The sequence below is a fragment of the Actinospica acidithermotolerans genome, assembly GCF_018139625.1.
Taxonomy (GTDB): Bacteria; Actinomycetota; Actinomycetes; order Streptomycetales; family Catenulisporaceae; genus Actinospica; species Actinospica acidithermotolerans.
This window is the reverse complement of record NZ_JAGSOH010000032.1, coordinates 1-18077: the sequence shown is the minus strand read 5'-3', so window position 1 is coordinate 18077 and position 18077 is coordinate 1. Positions and strand designations below refer to the sequence as shown.

The window sequence follows — 18077 nt, the reverse complement described above, 5'->3', positions numbered from 1 at the left end:
GGCTGCGGTGATCACGTCGCTCCTGGTCGCCAACCGCGGTGAGATCGCGCGCCGGATCTTTCGCACGTGCCGTGAACTCGGCATCGCGACGGTCGCCGTGTACTCAGACGCAGATGCGCACGCGCCGCACGTCCGCGAGGCCGACCTCGCGGTCCGGCTGCCAGGCAAAGCCTCGTCCGAGACGTACCTTCGCGGCGACCTGATCGTCCGCGCCGCGCTCGACGCCGGCGCCGACGCAGTCCACCCCGGCTACGGCTTTCTCTCCGAGAACGCCGGCTTCGCGCAGGCGGTCCTCGACGCGGGCCTCGCCTGGATCGGCCCGCCGCCGGCGGTCATCGCGGACATGGGCTCGAAGACGCGCGCCAAGAAGCTGATGGCCGCCGCCGGAGTCCCGATTCTCTCGGCCGTGGCACCCGAGTCGGCCACGTCCGCCGACCTTCCGTTGCTGATCAAGGCGGCGTCCGGCGGCGGCGGACGCGGAATGCGGATCGTCCGCGACCTCGGCGCCGTGCCGGAGGCGCTGGCCGGAGCCCGAGCCGAAGCGGCGGCGTCGTTCGGCTCCGATGAAGTGTTCTGCGAGCCGTACGTCGAGCGCGGCCGGCACGTCGAACTCCAGATCCTCGCGGACACCCACGGCACCGTCTGGACGCTCGGCGAGCGCGACTGCTCGCTCCAACGCCGCCACCAGAAGGTCATCGAGGAGGCTCCGGCACCGGGCCTGACCGACGAGACACGTCGCGCCCTGGCTGACGCGGCCTCGTCCGGGGCGAAGGCGATCGGCTACGTCGGAGCCGGCACGGCGGAGTTCCTGCTCGCCCCCGACGGCCGGTTCTACTTCCTCGAGATGAACACGCGCCTCCAGGTCGAGCACGCGGTGACGGAGTTCGTGACCGGCCTCGACCTCGTCGCCTGGCAGCTGCGCATCGCCGAGGGCCGCGCCCTGCCGCCCGAGCCGCCGACGCCCCGAGGCCACGCGATCGAAGCCCGCCTCTACGCCGAGGACCCCGCCCGCGACTGGCGGCCCTGTACCGGGACCGTGCGCCGCTTCGAGATCCCTTCTGCGCCTGGAATCCGCGTGGACAGCGGGGTCGAGGCCGGGACCGTCGTCGGTGTCGAGTACGACCCGATGCTCGCCAAGGTCATCGCGTGGGCGGAGACCCGCGACGAGGCCGCGCGCCTGCTCGCGCACTCGCTCGCCGCCGCGCGCATCCACGGCCTCACGACGAACCGGGACCTGCTCGCCAGAGCCCTCACCCACCCCGCGTTCCTCGCGGGCGAAGTGCACACCGCCTTCCTCGCCGACCACGCCGTCGACCTGTTCGCCGCGAGCACCGTCAGCCCGCTGGCACCGCTCGCCGCAGCCCTTGCCGAAGCCGCGTCGTACACCGGCCCGCAGCCGGTCGCAGTCCCGGCCGGCTGGCGCAATCTCGCCGCGCAACCGCAGGTGAAACGCTATCTCGACGGCGACGGAACCGAGCACGAGGTCCGCTACCGGCTGACCCGCGACGGTCTGCGCGCCGACGGGCTCGCCGACGTCCACCTCATCTCCAGCGCGCCGGACAGCGTCGTCCTCGACGAGCGCGGCATCCGCCGTACGTTCCGCGTCGCAACGTACGACGACGCCTCCATCCACATCGACGCACCCGGCATGAGCGTCGCGCTCAGCCCCGTGTCCCGCTTCCCGGATACGTCGGCCAAGCCCGGCCCCGGGTCGTTGCTCGCTCCCATGCCCGGCACCGTCGCGCGCGTCGCGGCGGCCGAAGGCGGCGTCGTATCCGCCGGCCAGCCGCTGCTGTGGCTGGAGGCGATGAAGATGGAGCACCTCGTCGCCGCGCCGACCGACGGGGTACTCGCCAAGGTGCACGTCACGGCAGGCCAGCAGGTATCCGTCGGCGCGATTCTCGCTGTTGTGGAACCCAAGGAGGGCCCGCAGTCATGACCGAGTTCCCGTTCGAGAGCGAGGAACGCCGCGCGCTGCGGAGCGCCGTCGCGGCGCTGGGCAAGCGCTACGGCTCGGCGTACATGCAAGGGAAGGGTCGCGCCGGGGAGGACTCGAACGAGCTGTGGCTGGAGGCCGGGAAGCTCGGCTACCTCGGCGTCAGCCTGCCGGAGCAGTACGGCGGCGGGGGAGGGGGCATCGCGGACCTCGTCATCGTGCAGGAGGAGCTCGGCGCGGCCGGCTGCCCGCTGCTGCTGCTCGTCGTCACCCCGGCGATCTGCGGCAGCATCATCGCGCGCTTCGGCACGCAGGCGCAGAAGCAGCGCTTCCTGCCCGGCTTCGCCGACGGAACCGAGCGGATGGCCTTCGGGATCACCGAGCCGGACGCCGGCTCCAACTCGCACGCCATCACCACGACCGCTCGCCGCGACGGGGCCGACTGGATCCTGAAGGGCCGCAAGGTCTTCATCTCGGGCGTGGACAACTGCGCGACCACGATGATCGTCTCGCGCACCGAGGACGCCAGGACGGGCAAGCTCAAGCCGGCGCTCTTCATCGTCCCGCGCGAGGCGCCGGGCTTCGAGTACCGGGCCATCCCGATGGAGCTGATCTCGCCCGACCGGCAGTTCGAGCTCTACCTCGACGACGTCCGGCTGCCCGCCGACGCGCTCGTCGGCGACGAGGACGCGGGAATCGCCCAGGTGTTCGCCGGCCTCAACCCGGAGCGGATCATGGTCGCGGCCCTCGCGAACGGCATCGCCCGGCACGCGCTGGACAAGGCGGTCGCGTACGCCAGGGAGCGGACCGTCTTCCGCGGCCCGATCGGCTCGCATCAGGGCATCGCGCACCCGCTCGCGCAAGCCAAGATCGAGGTCGAGCTCGCCCGGCTGATGACGCAGAAGGCCGCGCTGCTCAACGACGCCGGCGACGACCTCGGCGCGGGCGAGGCCGCGAACATGGCCAAGTACGCGGCCGCCGAGGCGGTCACCCACGCGGTCGACCAGGCCGTGCAGACGCTCGGCGGCAACGGCCTCACGCAGGAGTATGGTTTAGCTGCGTTGATCAACTTCGCACGTGTCACGCGAGTGGCGCCGGTAAGCCGGGAGATGATCCTCAACTTCGTCGCCCAGCACACGCTGGGGCTGCCGAAGTCGTACTAGACGCGAGCCGCGTCGTTAGCGCGCTGAAGGAAAGGTGCAACGGAGCTCATGTCCGAACAGCAGGAACCGCTGGTCCGCCGGAGCCTGGACCGCGGCGTCGTCACCCTGACGCTCGACTCCCCGGCCAATCGCAACGCCCTGTCCACCCGCCTCGTCGCCGAGCTCTCCGAGGGCCTCGCGCAGGCCGACGGCGACAAGGATGTGCGAGCGGTCGTTCTGACGCACACCGGCTCGGTCTTCTGCGCGGGAGCGGACCTCAAGGAGGTCACCGGCAGCGACCCGGCCAGCGGGCCCCGCAACCTGGTCGCGCTGATGCGCACGATCGTCGAGCTCGGCAAGCCGGTCGTCGCGAGGATCAACGGCCACGTGCGCGCCGGCGGGCTCGGCCTGGCCGGCGCGTGCGACATCGCGGTCTCCGGCCCCAAGTCCACGTTCGCGTTCACCGAGGTCAAACTCGGCCTCGCCCCCGCGGTCATCTCGCTGCCGCTGCTTGTGCGCCTGGACCCGCGCGCGGCGTCCGCCTGGTACCTGACCGGCGGCGTCTTCGACGCGCACGAAGCGGCGCGGATCGGCCTGATCACCTACGCCGCCGCCGAGGACGACAGCCTCGACGCCGCCTGCGACGAGTACCTCGACAGCATGCGCAAGGCCTCGCCGCAGGGACTCGCCGAGACCAAGCGCCTGGTCACCACCGACGTCCTCGCCGCCTTCGACCGGTACGGCGACGCGATGGTCGAGACGTCCTCGCGCCTGTTCGGCTCCGCCGAGGCGCAGGAGGGCATGCGCGCGTTCCTCGAGCGCCGGCCCCCATCCTGGGCGCAGTAGTGACGACACAGTGGCACGAGTTCAGAAGTAGCGAGCGATGACGACGAACGTGGACGCGGCGCCGACCCGGGCGCCGCAGCAGGACCGCAGCCGCGCGACCCGGCAGCGGCTGCTCGAAGCGGCGATCGAATGCCTCGCCGAACTCGGCTGGACGGGCAGCACGGTCGCCGTCGTGGCCGAGCGCGCCGGCGTGACCCGAGGAGCGCTCCAGCACCACTTCCCGACCCGGGAGGACCTGTTCACAGCCGCGATCGAGCACGTCGCCGACGAGCGCATCGCCTTCCTGCGCGGCCGGCAGGCGGCCCTGCCCGCCCACGGCCCGGCCCGCACCGAGGCCGTCGTGGACCTGCTCGTGCGGATGTACATGGACCAGTCCTTCAAGGCCGCGCTGCACCTGTGGGTCGCCGCGGCCACCGAGGAGCCGCTGCGCGAGCGCGTCGTAGCCCTGGAGAACCGCGTCGGCCGTGAGGCGCACCGGACCGCCGTGGCCTTCCTCGGTGTGGACGAGCACGCCTCCGGCACCCGCGAGGCCGTCCAGGCCACCCTCGACATGGCCCGCGGCCTGGGCCTGGCCAACCTGCTCACCGACGACTCCGCCCGCCGCGCCCGCGTAGTGCGTCGCTGGTCCGCCATCCTCGACGCCGCCCTCGCAGAAGGCTGACAGTTCCCGTCCAACGCGGTGAGCGACCGCCGCCACCGCAGCACGCCGCCGATCACCGCGCTGACCACCACGCCGCAGCGACTCCGCGTCAGGTGATCCGGCGTCACGACGGTGGCGGTGACGGCAACCCGGCTCCCCTCGTCCCCTGTCCGAGAGGAACCGCGATGTGCCTCGTCAGCCGAGTAAGCTATCGGCGCGCACCGACGAAAACGGGGAGTACACGCCGCTCGGCCCTGGGAACTTTCGAGGGTTCTAGGCCAGCTCGGCCGCGACCTGACGGTTGAACAGTTCGACGCCGGAGCGGTCGTACGCGATCTCCGGGAAGTAGAGAATCGCGTACGACATGCCGAGCTTCCGCAGCTCGGCGAGCCTCTCCGCGACCTGCTCCACCGTGCCGACCAGCGGGCCGTCGGTGTAGCCCTGGAACCGGCTCTCCAGCACGTCCGCGGGCAGCAGCGGCTCGAGGTGCGAGCGGTACCAGGCGATCTTGTCCCGCACGTCCTTCTCGGTCTCGCCGATGATGACGTTGTAGTTCGCCGAGCGCACGATCGCGTCGTAGTCCGTGCCCACCTCGCGGCAGTGCTCGGCGAGCAGCTCCGACTTCCGCGCGAATCCCTCGGGCGAGCCGTCGAAGTTCGTGTACGACGCGTACTGCGCCGCGATCCGCAGCGTCTTGCGCTCGCCGCCGCCCGCGATCCACAGCGGGATGCCGCCCTCCTGCAGCGGCAGCGGACGACAGATCGCGCCGTCCACCTGGTACTGCTTGCCGTTCAGCGTCGCCACGCCCTCGGTCCACAGCTGGCGCATGATCTGCACGCCCTCGTCGAGCTGCTGCAGCCGCTCGCCGGCGCGGGGGAATCCGTATCCGTACGCCCGCCACTCGTGCTCGTACCAGCCCGCGCCGATACCCATCTCGACGCGCCCGCCGGACACGATGTCCACGGTCGCCGCGACCTTCGCGAGGTAAGCCGGGTTCCGGTACCCCATGCACGTGCACATCTGGCCGAGCCGCACCCGCGAGGTCGCCGCGCCGAACGCGGCCATCAGGGTCCACGCCTCGTGCGTGGCCTCGTCCGTCGGCGTGGGGGTGGTGTGGAAGTGGTCGTAGACCCAGATCGACTCGTAGGGACCGGATTCGGCGAAGCGGGCCACGTCCAGCATCGTCGACCAGTGGTCCGCGGGGGCGATGCCGGCCAGGTCGAGCCGCCAGCCCTGGGGAATGAACAATCCGAAGCGCATGGCCCCCAGCTTAGTTCCATGGTCAACTACCTCGGCCGCGATAATCCGGTGATCGATCCGGATCGCGCGGCTACGATCCCCGGGTGACCTCTCGCACCTTCCGCATCACCGTCCGCGGCACCTTCGCCGACCTCGGCGCCGACCAGCGCGCCGCGCTTCTCGCCGACGCCGCGGCCCACGACATCCTCGAGGCGACGTACACCCGCGAGGGCCACCTCACATACGACATCGCCGCGCGCCCGGCCTTCACCTTCCGCTTCGAGGACTCCGGCGAGGACGAGGCCGACATCCTGCTCGCCGCCGAGCGCGCCGAGCAGTCCGCGCAGGCCTGGCTCGAGCAGCACGGCTACGCCTACAAGAACCTCAAGTCCCAGGCCGAGGACCTCTCGCAGGCCGCCCTCGGCAAGCGGCAGAAGCAGCAGATCCGCAAGACGCAGGCGTAGGCGCGCCCCGCGGACCCGCCGTCGGACGACGCGCGGAGCCGCCGAACCGCCGTCGGGCGATGCGTGACGCCGCGGACCCGCCGTCGGGCGATGCGTGACGCCGCTGACCCGCCGTCGGACGACGCGCGGAGCCGCGGGCTAAGCCGGTCCCGGGCCCTGCTGGCAGCGCGGGCACCAGTACGTGACGCGCTTCTCGCCGGCCGGGCCCTGGTCGGCGGAGCGGACGGGGGTGCCGCAGCGCAGGCACTCGCCGCGCTTGCGGCCGTAGACCCAGAGGTTGCGGCCGGGGCGGGTCTCGCCGGTGGTGATGCGCATCGGGCGGTCGCGGTTGGCGACGAGGAGGCGGTGGGCGCGGTCGACCAGGCGCGCCAAGTCGGGGACCTCGGCGACCCGGGTCCACGGGGTGACGCCGCTGAGGAAGCAGAGCTCTGACTTGTAGACGTTCCCTATCCCGGCCAGGTTGCGCTGGTCGAGCAGCGCCTCGCCGACCGGGCGCTCCGGGGCCGCCCGCAGCCGGTGGACCGCCTCGTCGGCGAGCGGGCCGCTCCAGGCGGGGTCGAGCAGGTCGGGTCCGAGGTGGCCGATGGCGCGGTGCTCCTCCGCCGTCCGCAGCATTTCGAGGACCTGGAGGCGGTATCCGACGGCCGTTCGGGCGGCGGTGCCGAGGATGGCGCGGATCTGGTGGGAGGGCCCGCCGCGCCACGGCTCGCCGGCCTCGAAGATGCGCCAGGAGCCCTCCATCCGCAGGTGCGAGTGCAGGGTCCAGCCGTTGTCCAGCCGCATCAGCAGGTGCTTTCCGCGCGACTGGACGGTTTCGACGACGTCGCCGGTGAGGTCGACCGTCGCGAGCCTCGGCACCCGCAGGTCACTGCGCGTCAGTTCGCGTCCTGCCAGCGCATCGTCGAGGCGCGCCGCCGTCTGATAGACCGTGTCTCCCTCGGGCACGTCCCCATCATTTCACCTGCGCGGCGTGCACTTGCACCAGAAGCGCCGCGGCGGCCGGGCTCGGCGGGTCGGCGGTGACGCTGACCGTCTCCCACGCAGGGACTTCGCCGTCGAGGGGGATGAAGCGCACCCGGCTGTTCTTGACGGAGAACGAGCTCGGGACGAGTGCGACGCCGAGGGCGCAGGCGACGAGGTCGAGCAGCGAGTGCACGTCCGTGACCTCCAGCGAGACCCGCCGCTCGACGCCCGCCGCCGAGAGCACCCGGTCCGCGAGGTCGCGCGTGCCCCAGGTGGGCGGGAAGTCGACGAACTGCTCGTCCATCAGGTCCTGCAGCTTGGCCCGCGGCTTCGCGGCGGCCGGGTGCCCGGGCGCGCAGGCCAGGACGAGGTTCTCGCTGTCGAGGGCGCTGACGAGCACGTTCTCGGGGTCGCGCGCGGGCCGCGAGACGAAGGCGATGTCCAGGCGTCCGGTGCGCACGTGCTCGATCAGTTCCTCGGAGCCGCCCTGGCGCAGCCGGATCTCGAGGCCCGGGTGGTCGCTGAGGAAGCCGGTGAGCAGCGTCGGCAGGTGGACGGCGTGCAGGCACTGGAGCGAGCCGATCGAGAGCGAGCCGCGCAGCAGCCCCTGGACCGCGGCGACGGCCTCCTTCGCCGCGCTGCTCGCCGACAGCGCGCGCAGCGCCTCGACGAGCAGCGCCTGGCCCGCGGCCGTGAGCTGCACCTGCCGCGTGCTGCGCAGGAACAGCGTGGCTCCCAGCTCCTTCTCGAGCGATCGGATCGAGGCCGAGAGACCCGATTGGGCGATGTGCAGACGCTGCGCCGCACGGGTGAAGTGGCACTCCTGCGCCACGGCGACGAAGTGCTCGAGCTGCCTCAGTTCCACGGTTCACGGACCTATCAGTGCGAGTGCTCAGTGGGATCATTATTTTCTGTTGGACAGACTAATCCCCGAACCGCGAGTCTTGATGAGGGAATTCGTACGACCTTGGAGGAGTCAACCCATCATGCAGACTCGCTGGATCGGTGACCGGGAAGTCAGCGCGATCGGGCTCGGCGGCATGCCGATGTCGATCGAGGGGCGGCCGGACGAGCAGCGGTCCGTGGCCACGATCCACGCGGCGCTCGACGCGGGCGTCACGCTGATCGACACCGCGGACTCGTACCACCGCGACGCCAACGAGGTCGGGCACAACGAGAGCCTGATCGCCGGCGCCCTCGCGAGCTACGGCGGCGACACCTCGGGCGTGCTGATCGCCACCAAGGGCGGCCACCTGCGCCCGGGCGACGGCTCCTGGACCCAGAACGGCGACCCGGCGTACGTCAAGCAGGCCTGCGAGGCCTCGCTCAAGCGCCTCGGCGTCGAGGCGATCGGGCTCTACCAGTTCCACCGGCCCGACCCGCGCGTGCCGTTCGCCGACTCCGTCGGCGCGCTGCGCGAACTGCTCGACGAGGGCAAGATCGTGCGCGCCGGCATCTCCAACGCGAACCCGGCGCAGATCAGGCAGGCGCGCGAGATCCTCGGCGAGGACCTGGTCAGCGTGCAGAACCAGTTCTCGCCCGCGTTCCGCTCCAGCGAGCCGGAACTCGAGCTGTGCAACGAGCTCGGCCTCGCCTTCCTGCCCTGGAGCCCGCTCGGCGGCATCTCCCGCGCCGCCGGCCTCGGCGACCGTTTCGCCGTGTACGCGGAGATCGGAGCCGCGCACGGGGTGAGCCCGCAGCAGGTCTGCCTTGCCTGGATGCTGGCCAAGGCGCCGGCCGTCGTCCCGATCCCCGGCTCCTCGCGGCCCGAGACGATCCGCGACTCGGTCGCCGCCGCGTCGCTCACGCTCGGCGCCGAGGAGCTCGGCCGCCTCGACGCCGCGTAGAGGGCCGCCTTCGCCGCCGCTTGAAATCAGAGACGTTAAGTCCACAGCGGGAATAGCCGGGCTCGCCGTTCGCGCTGTTCCGGAGGGTGACAGCGCTGTCGCCGACTCTCACCTGAAACTGCCGTCCTCACGGAAAGTTGGCCAGCGCAATGCTCACCGGCGACGTCCGCCGTGCCCTGCTCGCCCTCGCCGTCGGCGGATTCGCCATCGGCACCGGCGAATTCGTCATGATGGGCCTCCTGCCGCAGGTGGCCTCCGACCTGTCCGTCTCGATCCCGCGGGCCGGGCAGCTGATCTCGGTCTACGCGCTCGGCGTGGTGGTCGGCGCCCCGCTGCTGACCGCCGCGTCGGTGCGCTTCCGGCGCAAGACCGTGCTGCTGGTGCTGATGAGCTGGTTCGCGGCGGGCAACCTGCTCTCCGCCGCCGCCCCGACCTTCGGCCTGGTGATGCTCGGCCGCTTCGTCTCAGGCCTGCCGCACGGCGCGTTCTTCGGCGCTGGCGCGGTCGTCGCCGGGTCACTCGTCGAGAAGAATCGCAAGAACAGCGCGATGGCCGTGATGTTCGCCGGGCTCACCGTCGCGAACATCGTCGGCGTGCCGCTGACCACGATCCTGGGCCAGCACACCGGCTGGCGCGCGGTCTACGCGATCGTCGGCGTGATCGGCCTGCTGGCCGTCGCCGCCATCGCCGTCGCAGTGCCCGGCGACGCGGCCCCGGCCGACCCGGAGCACGAGGTCTCGATCGTGCACGAGCTGCGGGCCTTCGCGAAGGCGGAGGTCTGGCTCGTCCTCGGCATCGCGATGCTCGGCGGCGGCGGGCTGTTCGCCACCTTCAGCTACATCACGCCGATGATGACGAACGTGACGGGATACGCGGACTCCAGCATCACCTGGCTGCTCGTCCTGTTCGGCCTCGGCATGACGGTCGGCAACCTGGCCGGCGCCCGAATAGCCGACCGGTTCCCGACCCGGACCCTGCTGCTCTCGCTGGTGGCGGAGATCGTCGTCGCGTTCGCCTTCCTCGGCGCCGACCACAACCGCGTCACGGCGGCCATCGCCATCTTCCTGTTCCCGCTCACGTCGCTCGCGGGCCTGCCCACGATGCAGGGCCGCATCATCGCGCTCGCCGGCGGCGCCCCGAACCTGGCCGCCGCCTCGATCCAGGCGGCCTTCAACATCGCCAACTCCCTCGGCGCGTACCTGGCGGGCCTGGCCATCTCCGCAGGCTACGGATACAGCTCGCCCAACTTCGTCGCCGGGATCCTCGTCGTCATCGGCCTCGGCCTGGCCGTCGCCGCCACCTTCGTCGAGCGCCGGCACGGACGCGAGTCCGTGCTCCTGCCGGAGGCTCGTGATAGCGACCAGCTTGCCAAGGTGAACTGACCGGCCACGGGCTCCGGGCGGATCGACTTCGACGCCTGATCGGACGACAGCCGTCTACCGGCCGCCCGTCTACCGTCCGCCGGTCACCGTCTACGCGAGGCCGACGCTCGGCCGCTTCACGTGGTGGCCGTTGTTCGCGCGCGCTTGCGGCGGCTTGGGCTCCTGCGCCGGACCGAACTCGCTGACGGCCTTCGCCAGCGGCAGCGGCTTCGAGTACAGATAGCCCTGGCCGTAGTGGCACGACGCTTCCCTGAGCAGTTGCGCCTGCTCGCGCGTCTCGATGCCCTCGGCCACCACGCGCATGCCCACGGCGGCCGCCATGCCGACGATGCCCCGCACGATCTCGGCCCGCGCCGTGGACGTGTTGATCGTGTCGATGAACGATTTGTCCACCTTCAGCACGTCGAACGGCATGTCCGGCAGGTAGCTGAGCGCCGAGTGCCCGGTGCCGAAGTCGTCGATCGCGAGGGAGACGCCCATCGACTTCAGATCGCGCAGCGCCTCCAGCGTCCGGCCGGTGCCGTCGATCACCGAGCTCTCCGTGATCTCCAGGCACAGCGACGCGGGCGCCATCCCGCTCGACTCCAGCACGGCCGCGACGTCAGCCGTGAAGTCCGGCTCCGCGAGCTGCAGCGCCGATACGTTCACCGCGACCCGCAGCAAGCGGCACGGCGGCGTGGCCAGCTGCCGCAGGTGCTCGAAGTCGGCGACCGCCTGCCGCAGCGCCCAGCGTCCGAGCGGCACGATCAGGCCCGTCTCCTCGGCCAGCGGCACGAAGGAGTCCGGCGGGATCGCGCCCTGCAGCGGGTGCTGCCAGCGCGAGAGCGCCTCGAACGCGACCACGCCGCCCGTCTTCATGTCGACGACCGGCTGGTAGTGCAGGCTCAGCGCGTTCCCGGCGAGCGCGGTCGACAGGTCGTTGCGCAGCGCGAACCGGCTCACGGCCCGCTCCGACATCGACTGCTGATAGGCGCGCCAGGGCCGCCGGAGGTCGTTCTTCGCCTCGGCCATCGCCAGCCCGGCCCGGCTGATCGCGTCGTGCGCGCTGCCGATCGCGACCAGCGGCACCGTGCCGACGATCACCTCGGGCGTGACCAGGTCGGCGTCCATCTCGATCGGCCGCGACAGCTCCATCTGCAGGCGCCTGGCCAGCGACTCGGCGTCGTGGCAGCCGCACTCGTCGGGCACCACGAGCGCGCCGAACACGGCCCCGGTGATCCGGGCGGGAGCGCCGGTCAGCGCCTCGAGCCGCCGGGCCACCGCGACCGTCACCTTGTTCAGTATGTCCAGGCCGCGCAGGTTGTTGATGTCCCAGAGGTTGTTGATCTGCAGCATCGCCACGACCGGGGCCGAACCGGGCGCCGAGGAGCGCGGCTGCGCGAGCGCCGCGTCGAGCTGCGCGACGAAGCGGTGGCTGTTGCCGATGTCGGTGAGTGAGTCGTGGAACGCGAGGTACTCCAGCTCCCGCTGCAGCCGCTTCTGCTCGGTGACGTCCCTTATGGTCAGCACGATGCCGCGCACGGTCGGATCCTGGCGCAGGTCCGCGAACCGCACCTCGAGCTCCAGTGCGTCCTTGCCGCGCTCGACGGTCCAGTACTCGGGGACCTGCTCGTCGGACTCGTCGTAGGGGAGTGTGAAGCGGTGCCGCACGGCCCGCGCGTTGACCTCGCCGAACACGTCCTCGGCCCAGGCCCGCGAGGGGTCGAACTCACCGAATAGCTCGCGCGCCGAGGTGCTGGCGAAGCGCACCGCCCCGCTGCCGGTGACGATCATGATCACGTCCGCGGCGTTGCGCACCAGCGTCTGGAACTGCGCCTCGCCGGCCCGGCGGGAGCGCTCGGCGGTCAGCCGGACCCGGTCGAGGGCGTGGCTCGCCTGCGCGGCGAGCAGCTCCAGCGGCGCGCGGCCGGCACCGAGCGCGGAGACCTCGCCCACCACGCCGATCGCCAGCTGGGCCATGTCAGAGGGCTGGCCCGGCGGGACGACGGTGATGTGCGGGCGCCCGGCGAGCACCCGGCCGATCCGCGCGACCGGCCGCGCGTCGTCCGTGGCGCGTTCGGCGGCCGCCTGGTCCGCCGCCAGCGTGGCCGTGGCGGCCGGACCCTCGGGGCCGTTCGCGCACACCACGATCCCGCCGTGCCGCCGCGTCGCCGGGCACGCCGCGACGGCCGACATCGTGGACGCCAGCACGTGCGCCGTGTCCGGAGCCCCGGCCAGCGCGACGGCGATCTCGCGGATCGTCTCGTCGGTCTTCGCGCGGCGCCGCGCGTCGCGCAGCAGCAGCGCGACCACGACGATCAGCAGCAGCATCACGAAGCCCGCGATGTCGGGCTCGGCGATCTCCAGCGGCGGCCCGAGCAGCACGACGAACAGCAGCGTCGCGGTCGCGGCCGTCGGCCGGGCGATCGGGGCCGAGGTGAAGGTCGCGGACCACGCCGCGGGCGCCGCGTCCCGGCTCGGCTCGGCGGCGGCCGGGGCGGGGATGATCGCGAAGCCGCCGACCAGTCCCAGGCCGGTCAGCCAGATCAGGCGCATCGCCGTGGACCAGTAGTCCGGCAGGTGGACGCCGCCGTGGTGCGTGATCAGGAACCCGATCACCGCCAGCAGCATCATCTGCGCGCCGGCCACGAGCGCCCAGACGCGCAGCGGGGCGGGCAGCTCGCGGCGCAGCTCCCGGCGCAGCGCGGCCAGCACGATCACGTCGACCGCCGCGTACGCGGCCATGATCGCGATCCACGAGCCGGTGTTCGCCGAGTCATGGGTGAGCAGCAGGACGAGCTGCGTCCAGATCAGCGCCGTGAGCGTGACGAGCAGGACCAGCAGGTCCACCTCGCCGAGCCAGGTCGAGCGGCGGATCCGCCCGGTGATCGTCAGCATCACCGCGATCCCCGTCACCAGATAGGCCAGGATGACCTTTCCGGTGGCGAATGATCCGTTATAGACGGAATGTCCGTGATTGACGACCGCGGTGATGATCCACGCGGCGTTGACCGCCAGCAGGACGGCCGTGGTCCACCACGCGCGGCGCCGGGCGGAGCGGTTCACCGCCGGGCCCACGCAGACCGCGGACAGCGCGAGGAGCGCCGCGGCCGGCCAGGTCGCCAGGCGGGCGGACGAGGAGAGCGCCCCTGCGAGCAGGAGCGCTGTGAGGCAGATCCCGTACCGGATGATCCGGTGCAGCGTTCGGTCCTCGATGCGGGACAAGGCGGATCAGCCTCCCAAGCACAGCGAGTTCAGATATTCACCCTATGTCCGGAGGTCAGGCCCGAGTGACTATACCAGTACATAATGTAGTGTCCAGAATTCATGAGAAGTCCGTGAGGTAACGATTTGGCCTGGTCGCTCCGCGTCCACCGCTTCCAGGCGGCCAGGGTCGCCGCCGCGCGCCGGCCGCGGACTCGGCGGCCGCAAACTGGGCGGCCGCAAACTGGTCGGCCGCGGACCCCGACCACTTCGGCCTCGCGCCGGTCCCGACGCAGATCCGGCACGCGGCGAGGGGGAGCCGCCCCGTTCGAGGCAGCTCCCTTACCCCTTCGAGCTCATCCCCCGTCAGGGGCTCAGCCGCGTGATGTCGCGCGGGAAGAGCGTCGCGAGCCGAACGTTCTCCGCGCCGACCAACCGAGCCACCCAGCGTTCGAGCCCCATAGCGAACCCGCCGTGCGGCGGCATCCCGCGCCGGAACGCCTGCAGGTAGCCTTCGTACGCCTCGACGCCCTCGCCGCGCTCCGCGAGCGCCGCGACGTAGTCCTCGTACTTGTGCAGCCGCTGCCCGCCGGTGACGATCTCCAGCCCGCGGAACAGCAGGTCGAAGCTGTTCGAGTACTCGGGCCGGCCCGGCTCCGCGTGCGTGTAGAACGGCCGCTTGCGCATCGGGTAGCCGGTCACGAACAGGAACTCGCTGCCGTGCTCGCGCGCCGCCCACTCGCACAGCCAGCGCTCGTGCGCCGGAGCGAGGTCGGGCTCGCCGCGCGGGTCCTGCGCCGTGTGCGCGGCCAGCAGCTCCTGCGCCTGCGCGAAATGGATCTCCGGGATCCGCGCTGGAACCTCGGGCAGCCGCGCTCCGAGCAGTTCGCACTCCTCCTGCGCCCGCTCGCGGACCGCGGAGAGCATGCCGTCCACGGCCTCGCGCAGCACCTCCATCACGTCGCGGTGGTCGTCGATGAACCCCAATTCGGCGTCCAGCGACGTGTATTGCGCCAGGTGACGCGCCGTGTCACTCGGCTCCGCGCGGAAGACCGGGCCGGTCTCGTAGACGCGTTCGAAGACGCCGACCATCATCTGCTTGAAGAACTGCGGGGACTGCGCCAGGTATGCGCGCGTGCCGAAGTAGTCGACCTCGAAGACGTTCGCGCCGGACTCGGTCGATGACCCGACGATCTTCGGCGTGTGGATCTCGGTGAACCCGAGCCCGTCCAACGCCGCCCGATAGCCGGCCACGGAGGCGGCCGCGATCACGTGCGGCGCACGAAGTCGCGGATGCCGCAGGGTGACCGGGGAGTGGTCGAGGATCGTCGGCAGCGTCGCGGGAACGGTCGGCCGATACAGGTCGAACGGGGCCGGCTCGGTGCTGCCGGAGAGCACGGCCACGTGCGGCTCGATCAGTTCGATTCCGCCCGGAGCCTGCCTGTTCGCCTTAACGATCCCGCTGACCCGCAGCACGCTCTCCTCGGTCAGATGCTCGAGGGCGCTCGCATGCGGCTCGCGCAGCACGGCCTGGACGAGACCGGTCCGGTCGCGCAGGACGAGAAAGGTGACCGTCTTCAGCGTGCGCCGCCGGTGCAGCCAGCCCTCGACGGACACCGGCCGGTCCGCGCACGCGGGCAGTTCGCTGATCAGGACCCGCTCCGCGGAGCCGGTGGATGGGATGGAGATCATCACAGTGCCTTCACATGTGTGGTGATCCCTTGGGGGTGCGGGCGAGAAGGGGACTCGCGGTACCACCGCACCTTCGCCGCCGCTGCCGTACGACGGCGGCGGCCTCGAAATCGGCCCGATGACGGGGGCCGGCCGGCGGGGCATGGGGAGCCGCGCGGCACGGCGGCTCCGTTCCTCCCCGCACTCGGGAGGGTCTTCGCCGACCGAGGCAGTGCCGGGCCCTCTCAGCCTGGGGGCGGCTCTCTCCTACTGCCTGAACCGGTGCGGCTACTCGTCTCCGTCAGCGCGTTGCGACGAGGCTAGATCCTCGGCGCCTCGTCCCGCAACCGCATTTCGCGGGGCCACCTTCGCGGCCGCCTTCCTGGCGGTGAACTTGAGCTTCTCGTCCAGGACCACCGTGATCTGCGCGAACCCGAGCATCTGAAGCCGGGTCAGCACCGTGGCAGGAGCGGCCGTCGACCGTGTGGCCAGGCGGGTCGGGTATGAGTCGGCCAGCGCCCTCGTCGCCGCATTCCGCCGGGAGACCGGGCAGCCGCCGATGGCGTATTTTTTCAGATCATGATGGCGAACCAGGTCCCGGTGCTGCTCGTGTGCGGCGTGTCCGGCAGCGGCAAGACGACGATAGGCACCCTTCTCGCGAAGCGCCTCGACTGGGTGTACGCCGAGGCCGACGCCTTCCACCCGCCCGCCAACGTCGCCAAGATGGCCTCCGGCCTGCCCCTCACCGACGCCGACCGCGAGCCCTGGCTCAGGGCCATCGGCGCCTTCATCGACGAGGCGACCGCCGAAGAGCACCCCGCGGTGGTCACGTGCTCCGCACTCAAGCGCGCCTACCGCGACGAGCTCCGCACGGGCCGGCCGAACGTCCGCTTCGTGTTCCTGGACGCCCCGGCCGACCTCGTCGGCGCCCGGCTGGCCAGGCGCGCAGGCCACTTCTTCCCAGCCGACCTGCTGGCGAGTCAGTACCGTGACCTGGAAGCGCCCGACCCCGACGAGCACGTGCTGGACGTCCCGATCACCGCCGACTCCACCCCCGACGACGTCGTAGCCGACATCCTCGCCGCCCTCGGCTGAGCGGCACCCCTGACCCGGCCTGACCCGGCCTGACCGCGCCGCCGCGCCCGCCTCGCCGGCTATCCCTCGCTGCTGCGGCGGGAGCGGCGCAGCTCCAACGCCAGCGGAATCAGCGAGATGACGACGATGACCGCGATGATCGGCAGCAGATACTTGTCGATGTTCGGAATGCTGGAGCCGAGCGCGTACCCGGCGAGTGTGACGCCGACGACCCAGACCACGCCGCCGATCGACTGCCAGAGCACGAACGTGCGCGTGGGCACCTCGAGGATGCCCGCGAGCGGGTTGAGCACCGTGCGCACGACCGGAATGAAGCGAGCCAGCACAATCGCCTTGCCCTGCCCGTAGCGCTCCAGGATCTCCTCGGCTCGCTCGATCCCGCGCTGCAGATGCTTGTTCTCACTCCGCGCGAGCAACGGCCGCCCGCCCCGCTTCCCGATCACATACCCGACCTGCGCCCCGAGCAGCGCCCCCGCGATCGCCGCCGGGATCACCGCCGCGAGGCTCAGATGCACACTGCTCCCGCCCGCCGACGTCGTGCACAGCAATCCGGCCGTGAACAGCAGCGAATCCCCCGGCAGGAAGAACCCGACAAGCAGCCCCGTCTCGGCGAAGAGCACAAGGAACACCCCGAACGCGCCGAGGCTGGAGAGATAGCCGTTCGCGCTGAGCGGGTCGAACGCCAGATAGTGCATGGAGTGGGCCCTCCGGCCGGTTCGAGATCAAATCTACGCCGCTGTAGAACTTTTACAGCAGTGTAGAGGATTGCGTGCTTCAACGGCGACGCCCGGCTGGGGAGAAGCTGGAGAGAAACGGTGTGCCCCAGCCCGGGTCGACCTCCGCGTGCGCGGCCGCGGACCAGCCCAGGCCCAGAACTCGGTCTAGTCCCGGTCTAGCCCCGGTCTACGGTCGCGTGGGCGAAAGAGAGAAGATCCTGCAGGTGGTCGGCTGCCACCAGGGCGCAGACGGTCACGGCCCCGAGGAACAGGAGGCTTGCCGCGAGCGTGGCCAGACCGCCGCGCGACGTGGGCGCCGGTGCGAGCAATGCCGCCACTCGCCGGGGAACCGGCCCAGCGCCGGCGAGCCGCTGATCGCGGCCCGCCAACCAGGCGAACGGCCGCCGTCCTCCGACGCTGAACTGCGCGATCTGCCCACGCCCGCTCGCCCTCGCGCAGATTCCCGAGCCGAGGGCCCCGAGGGCGCCGCCCATTGCGGATGCGGCGCGGGTGGCCTTCGCCGCCATCGCTGCGCTGGCGATCGCTCGCGCCACGAGCTGCCGATCGCCGACCTCCGCAGCGGCCGCCTCGTCCGCCCAACGCTCGACGGCGTACTCAACTGCCGACGCAAGGGGCCTGACCAGTGGATTCGCCGCAGCCGACAGGCGCGCAACCGCCGTGAACCAGTGATGGTGGTTCTTCAGGTGCGCACGTTCGTGCGCGAGCAACGCGGCCCGCCCACGATCGTCGAGCGCGCCGAGCATCCCCTCCGACACGACGATCCGCCCGGGCCACCCCGGCACCGCATACGCGTCCGCCGCCGCGTCCCCGGTCACCACGAGCTCGCCGTGCCCCGGCAGCGATTGGGCGTGCCTCCAAGCGTCGGCCAGCGCCCGCCCCCGCCGAACCGCGAACGCCACCGCCGCGAGCACCGCGGCCCCCAGCGCCACCGC

General features: G+C 71.5%; 16 protein-coding genes. 8 read left to right on the top strand and 8 right to left on the bottom strand.

Annotated elements, in window-relative coordinates:
* Positions 1–7: 7 nt before the first annotated feature.
* The 4 genes from KDK95_RS13395 to KDK95_RS36930 are packed head-to-tail and all read left to right on the top strand — an operon-like array spanning position 8 to position 4585.
* Entirely contained in the window at positions 8–1939 is a 1932-nt protein-coding gene (locus tag KDK95_RS13395) for an acetyl/propionyl/methylcrotonyl-CoA carboxylase subunit alpha (protein ID WP_212518456.1), read from the top strand.
* Positions 1936–3099: an acyl-CoA dehydrogenase family protein gene (locus KDK95_RS13390; RefSeq protein ID WP_212518455.1), complete on the top strand. Its 1164-nt coding sequence runs from the start codon at positions 1936–1938 to the stop codon at positions 3097–3099. The genes KDK95_RS13395 and KDK95_RS13390 overlap by 4 nt, the downstream gene beginning before the upstream one ends.
* A gap of 48 nt (positions 3100–3147) precedes the next feature.
* A complete protein-coding gene (locus KDK95_RS13385) occupies positions 3148–3924 on the top strand; it encodes an enoyl-CoA hydratase family protein (RefSeq protein WP_212518454.1) in 777 nt (258 codons plus the stop codon).
* Positions 3925–3961: 37 nt separating this feature from the next.
* A complete protein-coding gene (locus KDK95_RS36930; protein ID WP_212518453.1) occupies positions 3962–4585 on the top strand; it encodes a TetR/AcrR family transcriptional regulator in 624 nt (207 codons plus the stop codon).
* A gap of 252 nt (positions 4586–4837) precedes the next feature.
* On the opposite strand, the gene KDK95_RS13375 is transcribed toward KDK95_RS36930, so the two are convergent.
* Entirely contained in the window at positions 4838–5824 is a 987-nt protein-coding gene (locus KDK95_RS13375; protein ID WP_212518452.1) for an LLM class F420-dependent oxidoreductase, read from the bottom strand.
* A gap of 83 nt (positions 5825–5907) precedes the next feature.
* Between KDK95_RS13375 and KDK95_RS13370 the strand changes: the two genes are divergently transcribed.
* Entirely contained in the window at positions 5908–6267 is a 360-nt protein-coding gene (locus KDK95_RS13370) for a DUF6204 family protein (protein ID WP_212518451.1), read from the top strand.
* Between the two features lie 138 nt (positions 6268–6405).
* Here the strand turns inward: KDK95_RS13370 and KDK95_RS37685 are convergent, their stop codons facing one another.
* Together KDK95_RS37685 and KDK95_RS13360 are read right to left on the bottom strand one after the other, a co-directional pair.
* Positions 6406–7212 carry an Fpg/Nei family DNA glycosylase gene (locus tag KDK95_RS37685; RefSeq protein WP_212518450.1) on the bottom strand — a complete coding sequence of 269 codons (807 nt, stop codon included), beginning with the start codon at positions 7210–7212 and terminating at the stop codon, positions 6406–6408.
* 7 nt (positions 7213–7219) lie between these two features.
* Entirely contained in the window at positions 7220–8095 is an 876-nt protein-coding gene (locus tag KDK95_RS13360) for a LysR family transcriptional regulator (protein WP_212518449.1), read from the bottom strand.
* A 121-nt stretch (positions 8096–8216) separates the two neighbouring features.
* Here KDK95_RS13360 and KDK95_RS13355 point away from each other — a divergent pair, with 121 nt between their 5' ends.
* Both KDK95_RS13355 and KDK95_RS13350 read left to right on the top strand, forming a co-directional pair.
* Complete coding sequence (locus tag KDK95_RS13355; protein WP_212518448.1) at positions 8217–9077, top strand: aldo/keto reductase; 861 nt, start codon at positions 8217–8219, stop codon at positions 9075–9077.
* Positions 9078–9226: 149 nt separating this feature from the next.
* Positions 9227–10459: an MFS transporter gene (locus KDK95_RS13350; RefSeq protein ID WP_212518447.1), complete on the top strand. Its 1233-nt coding sequence runs from the start codon at positions 9227–9229 to the stop codon at positions 10457–10459.
* 90 nt (positions 10460–10549) lie between these two features.
* Here the strand turns inward: KDK95_RS13350 and KDK95_RS13345 are convergent, their stop codons facing one another.
* The 3 genes from KDK95_RS13345 to KDK95_RS13335 form a co-directional block, all read right to left on the bottom strand.
* Positions 10550–13663, bottom strand: coding sequence for an EAL domain-containing protein (locus tag KDK95_RS13345; RefSeq protein WP_212518446.1), 3114 nt, complete (start codon positions 13661–13663; stop codon positions 10550–10552).
* A 345-nt stretch (positions 13664–14008) separates the two neighbouring features.
* Positions 14009–15334: an aspartate--tRNA(Asn) ligase gene (gene aspS / locus KDK95_RS13340; RefSeq protein WP_212518445.1), complete on the bottom strand. Its 1326-nt coding sequence runs from the start codon at positions 15332–15334 to the stop codon at positions 14009–14011.
* Positions 15335–15601: 267 nt separating this feature from the next.
* A complete protein-coding gene (locus KDK95_RS13335) occupies positions 15602–15772 on the bottom strand; it encodes a hypothetical protein (protein WP_212518444.1) in 171 nt (56 codons plus the stop codon).
* Between the two features lie 120 nt (positions 15773–15892).
* Here KDK95_RS13335 and KDK95_RS13330 point away from each other — a divergent pair, with 120 nt between their 5' ends.
* The gene (locus tag KDK95_RS13330) at positions 15893–16408 is read left to right on the top strand and encodes a gluconokinase (RefSeq protein WP_249161133.1); all 516 of its coding nucleotides are present in this window, start codon (positions 15893–15895) and stop codon (positions 16406–16408) included.
* Between the two features lie 59 nt (positions 16409–16467).
* On the opposite strand, the gene KDK95_RS13325 is transcribed toward KDK95_RS13330, so the two are convergent.
* Both KDK95_RS13325 and KDK95_RS13320 read right to left on the bottom strand, forming a co-directional pair.
* A complete protein-coding gene (locus KDK95_RS13325; RefSeq protein ID WP_212518443.1) occupies positions 16468–17103 on the bottom strand; it encodes a DedA family protein in 636 nt (211 codons plus the stop codon).
* Positions 17104–17300: 197 nt separating this feature from the next.
* A partial coding sequence (locus tag KDK95_RS13320) for a M56 family metallopeptidase (protein ID WP_212518442.1) occupies positions 17301–18077 on the bottom strand: 777 nt, incomplete at its 5' end.